The organism is Microbacterium gilvum, from assembly GCF_039543865.1.
Lineage (GTDB): Bacteria > Actinomycetota > Actinomycetes > Actinomycetales > Microbacteriaceae > Microbacterium > Microbacterium gilvum.
Genome location: NZ_BAABKO010000001.1, coordinates 1,134,445 through 1,149,091, shown reverse-complemented (window position 1 = coordinate 1,149,091; position 14,647 = coordinate 1,134,445). Strand labels below are relative to the sequence as shown.

The window sequence follows — 14,647 nt, the reverse complement described above, 5'->3', positions numbered from 1 at the left end:
AGCAAAGGACCGGTACCTCATGAGCGCCCGCATCCTCGTCGTCGACGACGACACGGCCCTCGCCGAGATGATCGGCATCGTCCTGCGGACGGAGGGCTTCGACACCGCCTTCTGCGCGGACGGGGCGCTCGCCGTCGACGCCTGGCGGGAGGAGCGGCCGGACCTCGTGCTGCTCGACCTCATGCTGCCCGGCAAGGACGGCATCGAGATCTGCGCGGAGATCCGTGCGGAGTCGGGCGTTCCCGTCATCATGCTGACGGCGCGGTCCGACACGTCCGACGTCGTCGCGGGGCTCGAGGCGGGTGCCGACGACTACATCGTGAAGCCGTTCAACCCCAAGGAGCTCGTGGCCCGCATCCGCACCCGCCTGCGGCCCGCGCCCGAGTCGTCCGCCGACGTGCTGCGCGCAGGCGATCTGACGATCGACGTCGCCGCGCACGAGGTGCGCCGGGGGCAGACGCCGATCGCGCTCACGCCGCTCGAGTTCGAGCTGCTCGTCGCGCTCGCCGCGAAGCCGCAGCAGGTGTTCTCGCGCGAGGCGCTGCTCGAGCAGGTGTGGGGCTACCACTACAAGGCCGACACGCGCCTCGTGAACGTCCACGTGCAGCGTCTGCGGGCGAAGATCGAGATCGATCCCGACAATCCGCGCATCGTCATGACCGTCCGCGGGGTCGGGTACCGCGCCGGCGCCGCGCTGTAGGCGAGCGGATGGCCCCCGCCGCCGGCCCGCCGCGGATCTCGGTGCGGCGGCCGTCCTCCTGGCTCCCCGCGATCCGCGCGCAGTGGACGAGCTCCCTGCGCTTCCGCACGACGTTCATCACCGTCGCCGCCACGGCCCTCGCGATCGCGGTGGCGTGCGTGTGGACGGCCCTCGCCATCCACAACGAGCTGTTCTCCGCACGCAAGGACCAGGTGCTCGACCAGGCGCAGCTGGCGGTCTCGGCCGCGCAGGACGTGCTCGACACGGCGGAGGTCGCCTCCAACGCCGCGACGCTGCAGCAGGTTCTCGTGGAGGCGAGGGAGCAGGGGCTCGACCAGCAGAGCGGGACGAGCTACATCGCCTACTTCCGCATCGACGACGCCCCCTCCGCGATCGCGCCGCCCGACTCGACGTTCCAGCTGGAGAACCGGGACACCGTGCTGAGCGAGGGGCTGCGCGACCGCGTGCGCGGCTCGGCCGACAACCAGTACCAGTGGTGGCAGTCTGTGCCGCTCGTCTTCGACGGCGCCGACCGCGCCGTGCCGGGGATCGTGGTGGGCCAGCTCCTCGACGTGCAGAACGCCGGCGCGTACGAGGTGTACCTCGCCTACAGCTTCGAGGAGGCGGACCAGACCCTCCGGTTCGTGCAGGGCACGCTGTGGGTCACGGGCATCGTGCTCGTCGTCATCGTCGCGGCCATCTCGTGGGTCGTGCTGCGCACGGTGGCGCAGCCCCTCATCGAGGCGAGCCAGACGAGCGCCCGGTTCGCCGCGGGCGATCTCGACGCGCGCCTTCCCGTGCGCGGCAAGGACGAGCTGGCCACGCTCGGGCGGTCGTTCAACGCGATGGCCGACAGCATCGAGTCGCAGATCACGGAGCTCGCCGAGCTCTCGCAGGTGCAGCAGCGCTTCGTCTCGGACGTCTCGCACGAACTGCGCACGCCGCTCACGACCATCCGCCTCGCGTCGGAGATGCTGAACGATCGTCGCGACGACTTCGACGAGTCGACGGCGAGGGCCGCCGAGCTCCTGCACACGCAGGTGGCGCGATTCGAGCAGCTGCTGACGGACCTGCTCGAGATCAGCCGCTACGACGCCGGATCGGTGCAGCTCGAGCTCGAGCCCACGAACCTCGCCCAGCTCGCCGAGGACGTCGCCGACTCCATGCGCCAGGTCGCCGCGCAGCACGGCAGCGAGCTGCGCGTCGTCGCCCCCGGCGGCTATTCGCCCGTCGACGTGGACCCCCGTCGGGTGCGCCGGGTGCTCCGCAACCTCGTCGGGAACGCGATCGAGCACGGCGAGGCCCGTCCCATCGTCCTCACGGTCGACAGCGACGCCCGTGCCGTCGCCATCGGCGTGCGCGACTACGGGCTGGGGATGACGCGCGAGCAGACGGAGCGGGTGTTCGACCGGTTCTGGCGCGCCGACCCGTCTCGCAAGCGGACCCTCGGGGGCACCGGGCTCGGTCTCGCGATCGCACTCGGAGACGCGAAGCTGCACGGGGGCACGCTCGCGGTGTGGTCCGAGCCGGGGGCGGGTTCGCATTTCGTCCTCACCGTGCCGCGCGCGCCGGGCGCCGTCGTCGAGCGCTCGCCCATCCCCGTCGAACCCCACGAGCCGGCCACCGAGGCGTTCGGCCTCACCCAGCCCATCCGCACCGACGACGAGAGGGAGGGAGCATGACCTCCCCCCGTGCCCGACACCGGATCGCCGCGTCCGCGCTCGCCGCGGCGCTCGCCCTCGCCGGCTGCTCCGGGCTGCCCACGACGGGGCCCGTCTCCGTCGGCAACGCCCCCGGCGACGCCGTGGACGACACGACGACCGTGCGCTACGCGGCCGACGAGCCGAGGCCCGGATGGTCGCCAGCAGAGATCGTGGACGGCTTCCTGAAGGCGTCCATCTCGCCCGAGCAGAACTGGGCGACGGCGCGCGAGTTCCTCGAGGGCGACCTCGCCGAGACGTGGGACCCCGCCGCGGGCATCACGATCGACGCCACCGACGACCGCGACATCCCCGGCCTCGAGCAGGACCCGGCGGAGGAGGGCGAGGAGGAGCCGGAGGAGACCCCGGACGACGACGCGGAGGGCGGCACGGAGACCGCCACACTCACCGCCCAGGTGCACACGCGGGCGACGGTCGACGCGGACGGGCGGTACCGCTCGGCCGACGAGGGCTCGTCGACGGCGCTCTCGTTCGAGCTCGCCCGCGACGAGGCGGGGGAGTGGCGCATCACTTCCGCACCGGACGGCATCGTGCTCGACAGCGCGTACTTCCTCGAGCTCTACTCCCCGCACGACCTCTACTACTTCGACGCGACGTGGACGGCGCTCGTCCCCGACTCCCGGTGGTTCCCGAATCTGCAGAACGCGGCGACGCGCATCGTGCAGGAGCTCGTCGAGGGCGCCCCCAGCGAGTGGCTGGCCCCCGCCGTCGAGACGGCGTTCGGCGCCGACATGCAGCTGTCGCGCGGCACGGTGCCTGTCGACGCGGACCGCGTCGCGGCCGTCGAGATCACGGGCGCGGCGGGTGCGGACGACGAGACCCTGAGCCGCATGCGGGCGCAGCTCGAGCAGAGCCTCGCCGCGACCGAGGTGCGGTCGGTGCAGTTGACCATCGACGGGCAGGCGGCCGACGTGGACGCGGCCCCGATCGTGTCGACGCGCATCAACTCGACTCCGCTCGTGATGACGGATGACGGCTTCGGCCATCTCGCCGGAGGGGAGCTGTCACCGATCGCGGGGCTCAGCGGGATCCTCGTCGACTTCCCCGAGGAGATCCGCTCGATCTCGTTGTCCCCTCAGGAGGACGTTGCCGTGCTGGGCCTCGAGGACGGCAGCGTGTGGCGCGTCACGGAGGAGAGCCCGGACGAGGTGCAGGTGGGGGCGCGCTCCGTCGCGCCCGCGCTCGATCGCTTCGGGTTCGCGTGGACGGTGCGCCCGGGCGACCCCGCGTCGCTCACGGCATGGGATGCCGATCTCACACCGATCCCGCTCTCGGGTGGATGGGCGGACGTGTCGGCCGTGAAGGCCGTCGACATCTCGCGCGACGGCTCCCGCATCGCGGCGCTCGTGACGATCGGCGGTCAGGAGTGGGCCGTCGTCTCGGCGATCGAGCGCGACTTCGACGGCACGCCGCTGTCGGTCGGCGCGCCCGTGCGGCTGGCGCAGCTGCGGCTCTCCGGCATCGATCTGGCATGGATCGACGACGGGACCATCGGGATCGCGGCGGGAGGCAGCGCGAGCGCGCAGCTCATCTCGCAACCCATCGGCGCGCCGCAGACGACGGCGACGGCCCCGCTCGGCGTCGTCGCCATCGCGGCGGGCAACCAGGACACCACGGTGCGCATGCTCACGAACGGCGGCGACCTCGTCGTCCTCCGCGGCGGCACGAACCCGACGACGTCGGCGAGCGGCGTGGAGGTGCTCGCGACCCAGATCGGCCTTCCCGACTGAGCGTCCACAGGCATTCGGCTCCGGCGTGTCGGCGCCCCCGCGGTGCAGAGGCCGCCGCGACCGATCGGGATCCGGCCATCCTGTCGTCATGACGACGCTGCCGGCGGGCTTCCGCACCGCGCTCCTCGACGCTGCGGCGCTCGTCCTGCCGGTGGACTGCGCCGGCTGCGGCGCACCGGGACGCGCCCTCTGCGCGTCATGCCGCGGACGGCTCGCGCCGTCGCCGAGCTCCCGCCCGCTCGACGACGACGTCGCCGTGCGCGCGGGACTGGAGTTCTCCGGCGCGGTGTCGCGTGTCGTGCGGGCCTACAAGGAGCACGCTCGTACGGGGCTCGCACGCGAGCTCGCCCCCGCCCTGCGCGTCGTGCTCGCAGCGACGGCGGTCGACGCGGGGCGGCTCGTCGAGGCGGTCCCCGTCCCGCCGACCGCGGCGTCGGCGAGGCGTCGCGGCTACCGCCCCGTCGAGCTGCTGCTGCACCATGCCGGCGTCGCCCCGACGCGCGCGCTCGCGTGGCGGCGCACGACCGCCGATCAGCGCGGTCTCGACGTCGCCGCCCGCGAGGGGAACCTCGCCGGCGCGCTGCGGGCGAGGCGGCCGCCTCGCGGACGTGCGGTCGTCGTCGTGGACGATGTCGTGACGACGGGGGCGACGCTCAGGGAGGCGTGCCGCGCGCTGCGCGACGCCGGCTTCGAGGTCGTGGGAGCCGTCGCCCTCGCGGCCACACCGCGTGTTCTCCCCTCGCGAACGCGACACGGTGAATCGGTGGCAAATAGTTCGTGACACTCTGCCGGAGCGGGGCTACGGTGGGGACACCGAAGGCGACCGATGGTCCGCCGCTCACACCGGTCGGACCGGATAGGGAGGCAGAAATGGACACGAACATCGTCGGCGTGGGGGTCAGCATCTCGGACCGCTTCCGCTCCGTGGTGGAAGAGAAGAGCGAGCGCATCGCGACGCTCGCGCCGCGTGCCCAGCGTCTCGAGGTGAAGGTGACGCACCATGCCCACAGGGCCGGACGACTCGAGGAGGAGTCGGTCGAGCTGACGATCTTCTGGAAGGGGCCCGTCATCCGGGCGGAGGCGCACGACGGCGACAAGTTCGTCGCGTTCGACCTCGCGTTCGAGAAGCTCACGGAGCAGATCCGCCGGGCGAAGGACAAGAAGGTGAGCGGCCGGGTGCACCCGCGCACGGCCCGCTTCGCGAAGGAGACGGGGGAGCTGGAGGGACTCGACGTGCAGCCCGCCGCCGTCGAGACGCTGCAGGCGGTCGCCACGGGTGCGGTCCCCGTGCTGACGGAGGCGGAGGAGGACGAGGCGTACACGCCCGTCGTCATCCGCACCAAGTCGTTCGAGCCGGAGTGGATGACGGTCGAGGAGGCCGTCGACCGCATGGAGCTCGTCGGCCACGACTTCTTCCTGTTCATCAACGCCCGTACCGACCACCCGAGCGTCGTCTACCGTCGCAGGGGATGGGACTACGGTGTGATCGCGCTGTCGACGCAGGCCGCGCCGCTCGCGGAGGACGCGCTGGCGTCGTGATCGGCTGACGGCGACGCCCCCGGAACCCGTGAGGGTCCGGGGGCGTCGCCGCGCGTCCGCTCAGTCGAAGATGTCGCCGATCAGGCCACCCAGGAGCACACCGCCGAGCACGGGGCCGAGGAGGCCGCCGCCGCCCATCCCGCCGCCCATGCCGCCGCCGGGGCCGCGCCGCTGGCCGCCGCCCCACGAGCCCCAGTCGTCGTCGTCTGGGCGCGAGGAGTCGATGTCGCGCTGCGCCAGCTGCAGCGCCTCGTGCGCGAGCTGCGCCGTGCGTCGGGCGAGCTGCTGGGCGCGCTCTCGCGTGTCCTCGGAGGCGACCAGGGGGTCGATGTCGAGGCGCAGGCGCTGCGCCTCGGCGAACCGCGTGCGCGCGTCGGCGCCGATCCATCCGCGGTGGCCGTTGATGAGCCCGCTCGCGACGCCGATGGCGCGATCGGCCGCGTCGATGTCGTGACGCACGTGCTCGACGGACGGGACCGGGTTCGCTGCGCGCTCGCGCGCCTTGGCGACGGCGGCGTCGAGTGCGGCGTTCGCCTCGGACAGCTCGGCGAGCGCCGTGAAGGGATCGGACGGCGTCCCTGGCGCGGGCAGGGCGACGAGCGCCGACTCGAGCGCCGCCGCGGCCGCTGTCACAGCGGGCGTCTGCGGAGCCGAGCGCGCCACGACGAGATCGCCCCGCGAATCCGCGACGACGTCGGCGAGGGTCGACTGCGCTCGCATCGCCTCGATCTCGAAGTCGTCGATCCCGTCGAGGATGGTCGTCGCCCGCCGCACGGCCTCGGTCGCCGTCTCGAGTGCGAGGTTCGCCTCCTCCGTGCGACGCGCCTCCCGGCGGCGCTCGGACACGTCGGCGGAGTGCAGGGCGAAGTCGAGCAGCTGATCCGTCTCGTCGGCGTTCACGCGCACGCGCTGCAGCGCCTCGGCGCTGTAGTGGCGGGAGAGCCGCGCGACGGTCTCGCGCGCCTGGGGCAGCCGTTCGCGCAGGCGCTCGACGTCCGCCCGCACGCCAGCGAGGATCTGCGGAGCCTGCCGCACGAGCGCGATGCGCTCCTGCAGGGCCGCGGTGCGCTCGTCGAGCACGTCCTCCGCCCAATCGCACAGCTGCACGATGCGGGCGTTGCGCGTGCGCAGCTCCTCCGGGGTGTCGGGGATGTCGTCGTGGTTCAGCTGGTGGAGGTGGAAGGCCTCCGCCATGTGCTGCTTGACGGCCGCGAGCCCCTCGCGCAGGTCGGTCGTCGGGCCGTCTCCGAGCTCGGCGGCGGCGAAGACGAGCTCGTCTCCCGTCGCCCGGATGCGCTCGTCGGCGGTGACGAGGGCCGTGCGCGCGCGGCGGGCGAGATCGTCGTCGGCCGCCTCCTGACGTTCCCGTTCTTCCCGGCTGCGTCGACCCCAGAAACCTGCCATGGTGACGATCCTATGACGCGCCGGCGCCGCCGATGCCGGGTCGCGGTGCGCTCACAGCGAGCGCCGGACGCACGCTCAGGCGGCGGCGTCCGCGCGTGGCGGCCGGCCGCGACGGGGTCGCTCGTCCGAGAGGGGAACGGCGCGGAGGTGCGGGGGCACGGCGCCGAGCAGCCTCGCAGTCTCGTCGAGCCAGTGCGCATCGGCCTCGGCGCCGGCGAGCAGGCCGCCCGCCACCGTCGCCAGGGCCGCGTCCGCCGGCTCCGCCGCGAGATCGGCGCGGAGCCCCGCGATGCGCTCCGCGACGGCGGTGCGCTCTGCGTCGACGATCTCGTCGAGGTCCACTCCGGGGAGCGAGGCGGCGAGCGCGATCTTCACGGGCAGCGCCGAGCGGTCGGCCGGGTCGGACGGCGCAAGGAGGCCGGCGCGCGCGGCGTCCGCGCCGAGGTCGGTGAGCGCCCAGAAGACATGTCCGAGCTCGTCGGGGTCGTCGCGGTCGACGAGGCCGTCTCGTTCCAGCCGCTCGAGGGTGTGGTACACCTGTCCGACGTTGAGCAGGCGTGTGCCTCCCGTGCGCCGGGCGTACTCCGTGCGCAGCTGGTACCCGTAGCACGGGCCCTGCGCGAGGATGGCCAGCAGCGCCTCCCTGACCCGCATCCGCACCTCCTCTGCGCGGCGAAATGCTTGCCGCGTATGCATATCGAGCGTAGGGGGCCGTCGGTGCGCACGGTGCGATCGGGGTCGCAGGGCGTGTCGCGACCCTCCGCGAGCGTGTCGCCATCCGTTCACCCGCGGTGGCTACCATCGCGGCATGGCCGTCCCGTCAGCTGCGCCGCGGATCTCCGAGTACGCACGACCCAGCCATCTGCTCGTCCACCTGAGCGACACGCACGTGCGCTCGGAGGGAGGGGTCTTCGCCGTCGACGCGGTGCGCAACGTCCGGCGCATCCTCGACGAGATCGAGGCGTCGGGAGCCAGGCCCGACGCGCTCGTCTTCACGGGCGATCTGGCGGATCTCGGCGAGGACGCGGCCTACGCGGCGCTGCGCGACGTCGTCGAGCCGGCGGCCGCGCGGCTGGGCGCGCGCGTCGTGTGGGTGATGGGCAACCACGACAGCCGCGACGCGTTCCGTCGTGGGCTCCTGGGGGCGCAGGGTGCGGATCCCGTCGACGCCGTGCACGACATCGACGGGCTCCGGCTCATCGTGCTCGACACGTCGGTCCCCGGTGCGCACCACGGCGAGCTGAGCGCGGAGCAGCTGTCCTGGCTGGCGCGCGAGCTGGCCGTCCCGGCGCGGCACGGGACCATCCTCGCGATGCACCATCCGCCCATCCCGTGCGTGCTCGAGCTCGCGACGGTCGTCGAGCTGCGCGAGCAGCCGGCGCTCGCCGACGTGATCCGGGGGAGCGACGTGCGCGCCGTGCTGGCCGGACACATCCACTTCTCCTCGACGGCGCTCTTCGCCGGCATCCCCGTCTCGGTGGCGTCGTCGTCCTGCTACACGCAGGATCTCGGCGTGGCCGACGGCGGGATGCGCCCACGCGACGGCGGGCAGTCGTACAACCTCGTGCACGTCTACGACGAGACCGTCGTGCACTCGGTGGTGCCGTTCGTCGACGCGCCGGCGGCGGAGACGATCTCCGCCGCCGAGACCGCGCGCCGCCTGCAGGAGGCGGGCGTGGTCATCCCCCCGTCGTCGCGGTCGCTGAGCGCCGAGGCGTTCGCCGTGGAGCGCGTCGCGGGCTGATGATCTCAGCCGCGCTCCCACGGTGCGCGGACGGGGAAGTACGCATCGAGGGTCTCGCGCACGAGCCGCTCGCGCACGTCCTCCGGCAGCTCCGGCACGCTGCCGTCGTTGAGGCAGAACATGTCGGCGTCGCGTCGCGCCAGCAGCCGCCCCATCCGGGCCGGCGCGTCGCGCAGCGTCGTCTGGATGTAGCGCGTGCGGGGCTTCGTCGTCACGAGCGCGCGGCCCGTGAAGGCGGCGTAGTAGTGGTACAGCGAGTTTGTCACCGAGATGTCGGTCGCGCTGCGGAACCGCGCGGCCGTCGTGCGCGCGAACTCCTCGGGGAACTCGCGCTCCAGCTCGAACATGACATCGCGGCGGTGCGGCGTCGCGCAGTGCTGCAGGTCGCGCGTGATGACGCGGCCGAAGCGCTCCTCCAGGAGCGCGCGGTTGACGCGCGCGGCGTTGTCGTGGCCGCTGCGCTCCGGCCGGGTCGGTCCCACGCCGATCCGCACTCCGGATTCGACGAACGTCGTGACACCCGCCGGCGTGAAGAACAGCTCGGGGCGCACGGGGCGACCGAAGAACATGTCGTCGTTGGAATAGAGGAAGTGCTCGGCAATGCCGGGGATGCGGTGCAGCTGCGCCTCGACCGCGTGCGAGTTGTGCGTCGGCAGCACCGACGGGTCGGCGAAGAACTCCTCGCTGCGCACGATCGTCACCCGCGGATGGTCGGCGAGCCAGTGCGGCGCGGGGCTGTCGGTGGCGATGAAGATGCGCCGCACCCACGGGGCGAACAGGTGGACGCTGCGGAGCGCGTACCGCAGTTCGTCGACCTGGCGGTAGCGGGCGGCGTGCTCGTCGCCGTCGCCGACGACGTAGGCGTTCATGCGCTTGGCGCGTTCGCGCTGGAACGCGTTGGACGATCCGTCCACCCAGGAGAACACGATGTCGACGTCGAACGTCACCTCGTGCGGTCCGGGCGTGAACATGCCGTCGAGGGTGTGCCATGAGCGCCCGTAGCGCGACACCGTGGCGAACACGAGGTCGTCCGCGGCGATGACGCGCCGGGTGAGGGCGTTGCGGCGCGGCGCGTGGACCACGTCGCCGTCGCGGCGCCAGAACTCCAGGCGCACGCCGGCGTCGGCGCCGTAGGCGAGCGACCCGGAGGGGACGACGCGCGGGCGGAAGACGATCGCCGCGCCGTCGTCGAACGGGATGTCGGCGGCCGTCGCGATCGGCAGCGCGGGGGAGGAGGCGGTGCGCGCCGCCGCCCACGGTCCGCTGGCGGCGGCGAGGGCGGTGAGGGCCGACTCCCGGTCCTCGGTGAAGAGCGCCAGAGCGGGGAGCCCGCTCGTGCGCCGGAGCAGGAGCGGACGGAGGCCGGCGTCCTCCAGGATGTCGGCGAGCGCGAGCAGATCGGCCTCCCGGGCCTCCTCCGGAGCGATCTCCTCGACGAGATGCGGGATGCCGTCCCTCAATCGGGTCTCGTCGGCGAGCGGTGCCGCGTCGTGCGCGGACGGGAGCGGAGGGGTGCCCAGAAGGGTCATCGATCACCTCGGATCTACTCACGGCCATCGGGGCCGTCGGGACGGTAACGGGAGCATGCGCGCCGGGAACCCGGTGGGGATGCGCGTGAACGGCTCCTGTCCGAATGATAAGCAGTCGCGGAAGGTCCGCCCGACACCCTTGACAGGCAGTGCGGCGGGTGCAGTCAGCGGCCGAGCGCGTCGCGCAGCGCGGGCTCGAGGTCGGGCCGCGCGAATCGGAAGCCCGCCGAGACGAGCCGCTCGGGGAGCGTCCAGCGGCTCTTCACGACGAGCTCGGGCTCCGTGCGGAGCATCCACATCGCTGGCTCGAGGAGGAATCGCGGCGCAGGCAGGCCGACGGGCATGCGCACGATCCGACGGAGCGTCGCCATGACGGTCCGGTTGTCGCTCGGGTTCGGAGAGGCGAGGTTGACTGCGCCCTCGACGTCGTCGTGAGCGATGAGGAAGCGGATCGCCCCGATCACGTCGTCGATGTGGATCCAGCTGAAGCGCTGTCGTCCGCCCGTGCGGTGGCGGGGCGGCCGGCCGTCGCCCGAGGGGGTCGGTCCGATGCCTCGGTACCTGCGGTGCGCGAACCACCATCCGTCGAGCTGCGGTCCGCCGAGTCCCGTGCGCGCGAGGGTCGCGAGCATGCGCGTCGCGGGTCCGTCGCCCAGGACGATCGCCATCCGCAGCGCGATGCGGCGCGTGCCGGGCAGCCGGCCGTCGAACAGGGCGGACTCCCAGTCCCGCGCGACGTCGACGGAGAACCCGGTGCCGAGCTCGCCGCGCGCCTCGGTCTGCGGCCGGTCGACGGCGTGCCGGTAGATCGTCGCCGTGCTCGCGTTCATCCAGATCCGCGGCGGCCGCTCGGCGGCCGCGACGGCGTCGTGGAGAGCCCGCGTCGTCTCGATGCGCGAGCGGTACACCTCGTCGCGGTTCGCGTCGGTGTAGCGGCAGTCGACCGACTTCCCCGCGAGGTTCACGAGCAGTCCGGCCCCGTCGACGGCGGACGCGACGGTCGCCGGGTCGTCCCAGCGGGCCGGCCCCGTGCGGCCGATCGTGCGCACCGTCCACCCGTCCGCACGGAGCGCCTCGACGAGAGCCGTGCCGACGAAGCCGCTCGCTCCCGCCACCGCCGCGATCCGCGTGCCATCGGCCATCCGCCTGCCCCTTCCGCTCCCGCCATCCTCGCAGGGCGGCGATGGCGGTCTCTCGAGGTCGAGGGACCGGGGCGCGCTCCACCGTGGACGACGTCGACGATCACGGCGCTCCCACACGACGGGCGGCTCGTCGAGGAACAGGTGCTTGGCCCGGCCGGCAGCCGGTTCCGTTCCCCCGATCGGCCGGGTGTCGGCTGATCCATTGTCACGGGCGGATAACATGGGCAGGTATGCCCGTCGCCCACCGGGGCGACCGAGCCCATCCGTCCGGGATGCGGCACCCGATCGAGGAGTGATACGTGGCCAATCCGTTCGAGAAGCTGCTCCGTGCCGGCGAGGGACGCGTGCGCCGTCAGCTGCAGCGGGTCGTCACCGCCGTGAACGCCCTCGAAGAGGACTACGCGAACCTCACGGACGAGGAGCTCCGCGGCGAGACCGCGGAGCTGCGCGCCCGCCACGAGGGCGGCGAGACGCTCGACCAGCTCATGCCGGAGGCGTTCGCTGCGGTGCGCGAAGCGGCAAAGCGCACCCTCGGCATGCGCGCGTACGACGTGCAGCTCATGGGCGGCGCTGCCCTCCATCTCGGGAACATCGCCGAGATGAAGACGGGTGAGGGCAAGACCCTCGTCGCGACCTTCCCGACCTACCTCAACGCGATCGCGGGCAAGGGCGTGCACGTCGTCACGGTCAACGACTTCCTCGCGTCGTACCAGGCCGAGCTCATGGGCCGCGTGTACCGCGCTCTCGGGATGACGACGGGCATCATCGTCTCCGGGCAGACGCCCGCGGTGCGTCGCGAGCAGTACGCGGCCGACATCACCTACGGCACGAACAACGAGTTCGGCTTCGACTACCTGCGCGACAACATGGCCTGGCGCAAGGAGGACCTCGTCCAGCGCGGCCACTTCTTCGCCGTCGTCGACGAGGTCGACTCCATCCTCATCGACGAGGCGCGCACGCCGCTCATCATCTCCGGCCCGTCGTCCGGTGAGGCCAACCGCTGGTTCGCCGAGTTCGCGAAGATCGCTCGCACCCTCGAAGAGGGCGTCGACTACGAGGTCGACATCAAGAAGCGCACGGTCGGCGTGCTCGAGGCGGGCATCGAGAAGGTCGAGGACTACCTCGGCATCGACAACCTGTACGAGTCGGCGAACACGCCGCTCATCTCGTTCCTCAACAACTCCATCAAGGCGAACGCCCTCTTCAAGCGCGACACCGACTACGTCGTCATGAACGACGAGGTCATGATCGTCGACGAGCACACCGGCCGCATCCTCGTCGGCCGCCGCTACAACGAGGGCATGCACCAGGCGATCGAGGCCAAAGAGGGCGTGCCCGTCAAGGCCGAGAACCAGACCCTCGCGACCGTCACGCTGCAGAACTACTTCCGCCTCTACGACAAGCTCTCCGGCATGACGGGAACCGCCGAGACCGAGGCGGCCGAGTTCATGTCGACCTACCAGCTCGGGGTCATCCCCATCCCGACGAACCGCCCCATGGTGCGCAAGGACCAGACCGACCTCGTCTACAAGAACGAGCAGGGCAAGTTCGCGCAGGTCGTGGAGGACATCGCCGAGCGCCATGAGAACGGCCAGCCCGTCCTCGTCGGCACCGTCAGCGTCGAGAAGAGCGAGTACCTCTCCCGCCTGCTGTCGAAGAAGGGCATCAAGCACGAGGTGCTCAACGCGAAGAACCACGCGCGCGAGGCCGAGGTCGTCGCGCGTGCCGGCCAGCTCGGCGCCGTCACGGTCGCCACCAACATGGCCGGCCGCGGCACCGACATCATGCTCGGCGGCAACGCCGAGTTCCTCGCGGTGCAGGAGATGAAGGCGAAGGGCCTCTCCACGGACGACACCCCCGACGAGTACGAGGCAGAGTGGCCGGCGGTCTTCGAGGCCGTCAAGGCGCGCGTCGAGGAGGAGGCGGCGACCGTCCGCGAGGCCGGCGGCCTCTACGTGCTCGGCACGGAGCGGCACGAGTCGCGCCGCATCGACAACCAGCTGCGCGGACGCTCGGGCCGTCAGGGCGATCCCGGCGAGAGCCGCTTCTACCTGAGCCTCACCGACGATCTCATGCGCCGCTTCCAGTCGGGCCCCGCCGACGCCCTGCTCTCGCGCACCGACTTCCCCGACGACGTCGCGATCGAGTCGAAGCTCGTCTCGCGCCTCATCAAGAACGCGCAGGCGGCCGTCGAGGGTCGCAACGCCGAGGCGCGCAAGAACGTCCTCAAGTACGACGACGTCCTCAACCGCCAGCGCGAGGCGATCTACGCCGACCGACGCACCATCCTGCACGGCGACGACATCAAGGACCGCGTCGAGCACTTCATCGAGGACGCCATCAGCGCGATCGTCGACGACCACACGTCTGGCGGTCACAACGAGAGCTGGGACTTCGACGCGCTCTGGACCGAGCTGAAGACGCTGTACCCCGTGGGGGTGACGATCGACGAGGTCGTCGCGGAGGCGGGCGAGCGCCGTGGCGGCATCACCGCGGACGGCCTGCGCCGCGAGCTGCTCAGCGATGCGACGATCGCCTACGCCCGCCGCGAGGAGCAGCTCGGCGAGAAGGCCGTCCGCGAGCTCGAGCGCCGCGTCGTGCTGCAGGTGCTCGACCGCCGCTGGCGCGACCACCTCTACGAGATGGACTACCTCAAGGACGGCATCGGCCTGCGCGCCATGGCGCAGCGCGACCCGCTCATCGAGTACCAGCGCGAGGGCTACTCGATGTTCCAGGCGATGATGGGCCAGATCAAGGAGGAGGCCGTCGGCTACCTCTTCAACCTCGAGGTCGAGGTCCGCAAGGCAGGCGACGGCGACCAGGCGGAGCCGCAGGTCGAGGCGAAGGGCCTCGTCGAGGCTCCCGCCGAGCAGAAGCTCGAGTACTCCGCCCCCAGCGAGGACGGCGACGTCGAGGTGCGCAACGACCGCGGCCAGGTGCAGAAGACGCAGACCGATCGCGCACGCCAGCAGAGCGGCGCCCGCGGCGCCTTCGGCCAGGCGGCTGACGATGCCGCGCCGCAGGCTCCCGCGCCGCAGAACCGCGAGCAGCGCAGGGCGGCGAAGAAGAAGTAGCGCTCCCGGACGCGGGCGGGCCACGGGTGATCCCGTGGCCCGCCCGCGTCGTCTCCGGCGGCCG

The 14,647-nt window shown here is 72.2% G+C and carries 11 protein-coding genes; 7 read left to right on the top strand and 4 right to left on the bottom strand.

Annotation, left to right across the window (positions count from 1 at the left end):
* Positions 1 to 19: 19 nt before the first annotated feature.
* The 5 genes from mtrA to hpf all read left to right on the top strand — a co-directional run bounded on the left by mtrA (position 20) and on the right by hpf (position 5,690).
* On the top strand, positions 20 to 700 hold the full coding sequence (mtrA, locus tag ABD998_RS05610) for an MtrAB system response regulator MtrA (RefSeq protein WP_345436781.1): 681 nt from the start codon (positions 20 to 22) through the stop codon (positions 698 to 700).
* An 8-nt stretch (positions 701 to 708) separates the two neighbouring features.
* Positions 709 to 2,382: an MtrAB system histidine kinase MtrB gene (gene mtrB / locus ABD998_RS05605; protein WP_345436779.1), complete on the top strand. Its 1,674-nt coding sequence runs from the start codon at positions 709 to 711 to the stop codon at positions 2,380 to 2,382.
* Entirely contained in the window at positions 2,379 to 4,151 is a 1,773-nt protein-coding gene (locus tag ABD998_RS05600; protein ID WP_345436777.1) for a GerMN domain-containing protein, read from the top strand. Before mtrB ends, ABD998_RS05600 begins: the two co-directional genes overlap by 4 nt.
* An 88-nt stretch (positions 4,152 to 4,239) precedes the next feature.
* Entirely contained in the window at positions 4,240 to 4,932 is a 693-nt protein-coding gene (locus ABD998_RS05595) for a ComF family protein (RefSeq protein WP_345436775.1), read from the top strand.
* Positions 4,933 to 5,021: 89 nt separating this feature from the next.
* Positions 5,022 to 5,690: a ribosome hibernation-promoting factor, HPF/YfiA family gene (gene hpf, locus ABD998_RS05590; protein ID WP_345436773.1), complete on the top strand. Its 669-nt coding sequence runs from the start codon at positions 5,022 to 5,024 to the stop codon at positions 5,688 to 5,690.
* 60 nt (positions 5,691 to 5,750) lie between these two features.
* Here the strand turns inward: hpf and ABD998_RS05585 are convergent, their stop codons facing one another.
* Together ABD998_RS05585 and ABD998_RS05580 are read right to left on the bottom strand one after the other, a co-directional pair.
* A complete protein-coding gene (locus ABD998_RS05585; protein WP_345436771.1) occupies positions 5,751 to 7,094 on the bottom strand; it encodes a hypothetical protein in 1,344 nt (447 codons plus the stop codon).
* Positions 7,095 to 7,169: 75 nt separating this feature from the next.
* Positions 7,170 to 7,748: a PadR family transcriptional regulator gene (locus ABD998_RS05580; RefSeq protein WP_345436769.1), complete on the bottom strand. Its 579-nt coding sequence runs from the start codon at positions 7,746 to 7,748 to the stop codon at positions 7,170 to 7,172.
* Positions 7,749 to 7,902: 154 nt separating this feature from the next.
* Between ABD998_RS05580 and ABD998_RS05575 the strand changes: the two genes are divergently transcribed.
* Positions 7,903 to 8,838 carry a phosphodiesterase gene (locus ABD998_RS05575; RefSeq protein WP_345436767.1) on the top strand — a complete coding sequence of 312 codons (936 nt, stop codon included), beginning with the start codon at positions 7,903 to 7,905 and terminating at the stop codon, positions 8,836 to 8,838.
* A gap of 5 nt (positions 8,839 to 8,843) precedes the next feature.
* On the opposite strand, the gene ABD998_RS05570 is transcribed toward ABD998_RS05575, so the two are convergent.
* Both ABD998_RS05570 and ABD998_RS05565 read right to left on the bottom strand, forming a co-directional pair.
* Positions 8,844 to 10,367, bottom strand: coding sequence for a stealth family protein (locus ABD998_RS05570; protein ID WP_345436765.1), 1,524 nt, complete (start codon positions 10,365 to 10,367; stop codon positions 8,844 to 8,846).
* 164 nt (positions 10,368 to 10,531) lie between these two features.
* Positions 10,532 to 11,509, bottom strand: a complete 978-nt coding sequence (locus tag ABD998_RS05565) for an epimerase (protein WP_345436763.1) — start codon at positions 11,507 to 11,509, stop codon at positions 10,532 to 10,534.
* Positions 11,510 to 11,808: 299 nt separating this feature from the next.
* Here ABD998_RS05565 and secA point away from each other — a divergent pair, with 299 nt between their 5' ends.
* Positions 11,809 to 14,583, top strand: coding sequence for a preprotein translocase subunit SecA (gene secA / locus ABD998_RS05560; RefSeq protein WP_345436761.1), 2,775 nt, complete (start codon positions 11,809 to 11,811; stop codon positions 14,581 to 14,583).
* Positions 14,584 to 14,647 lie beyond the last annotated feature (64 nt).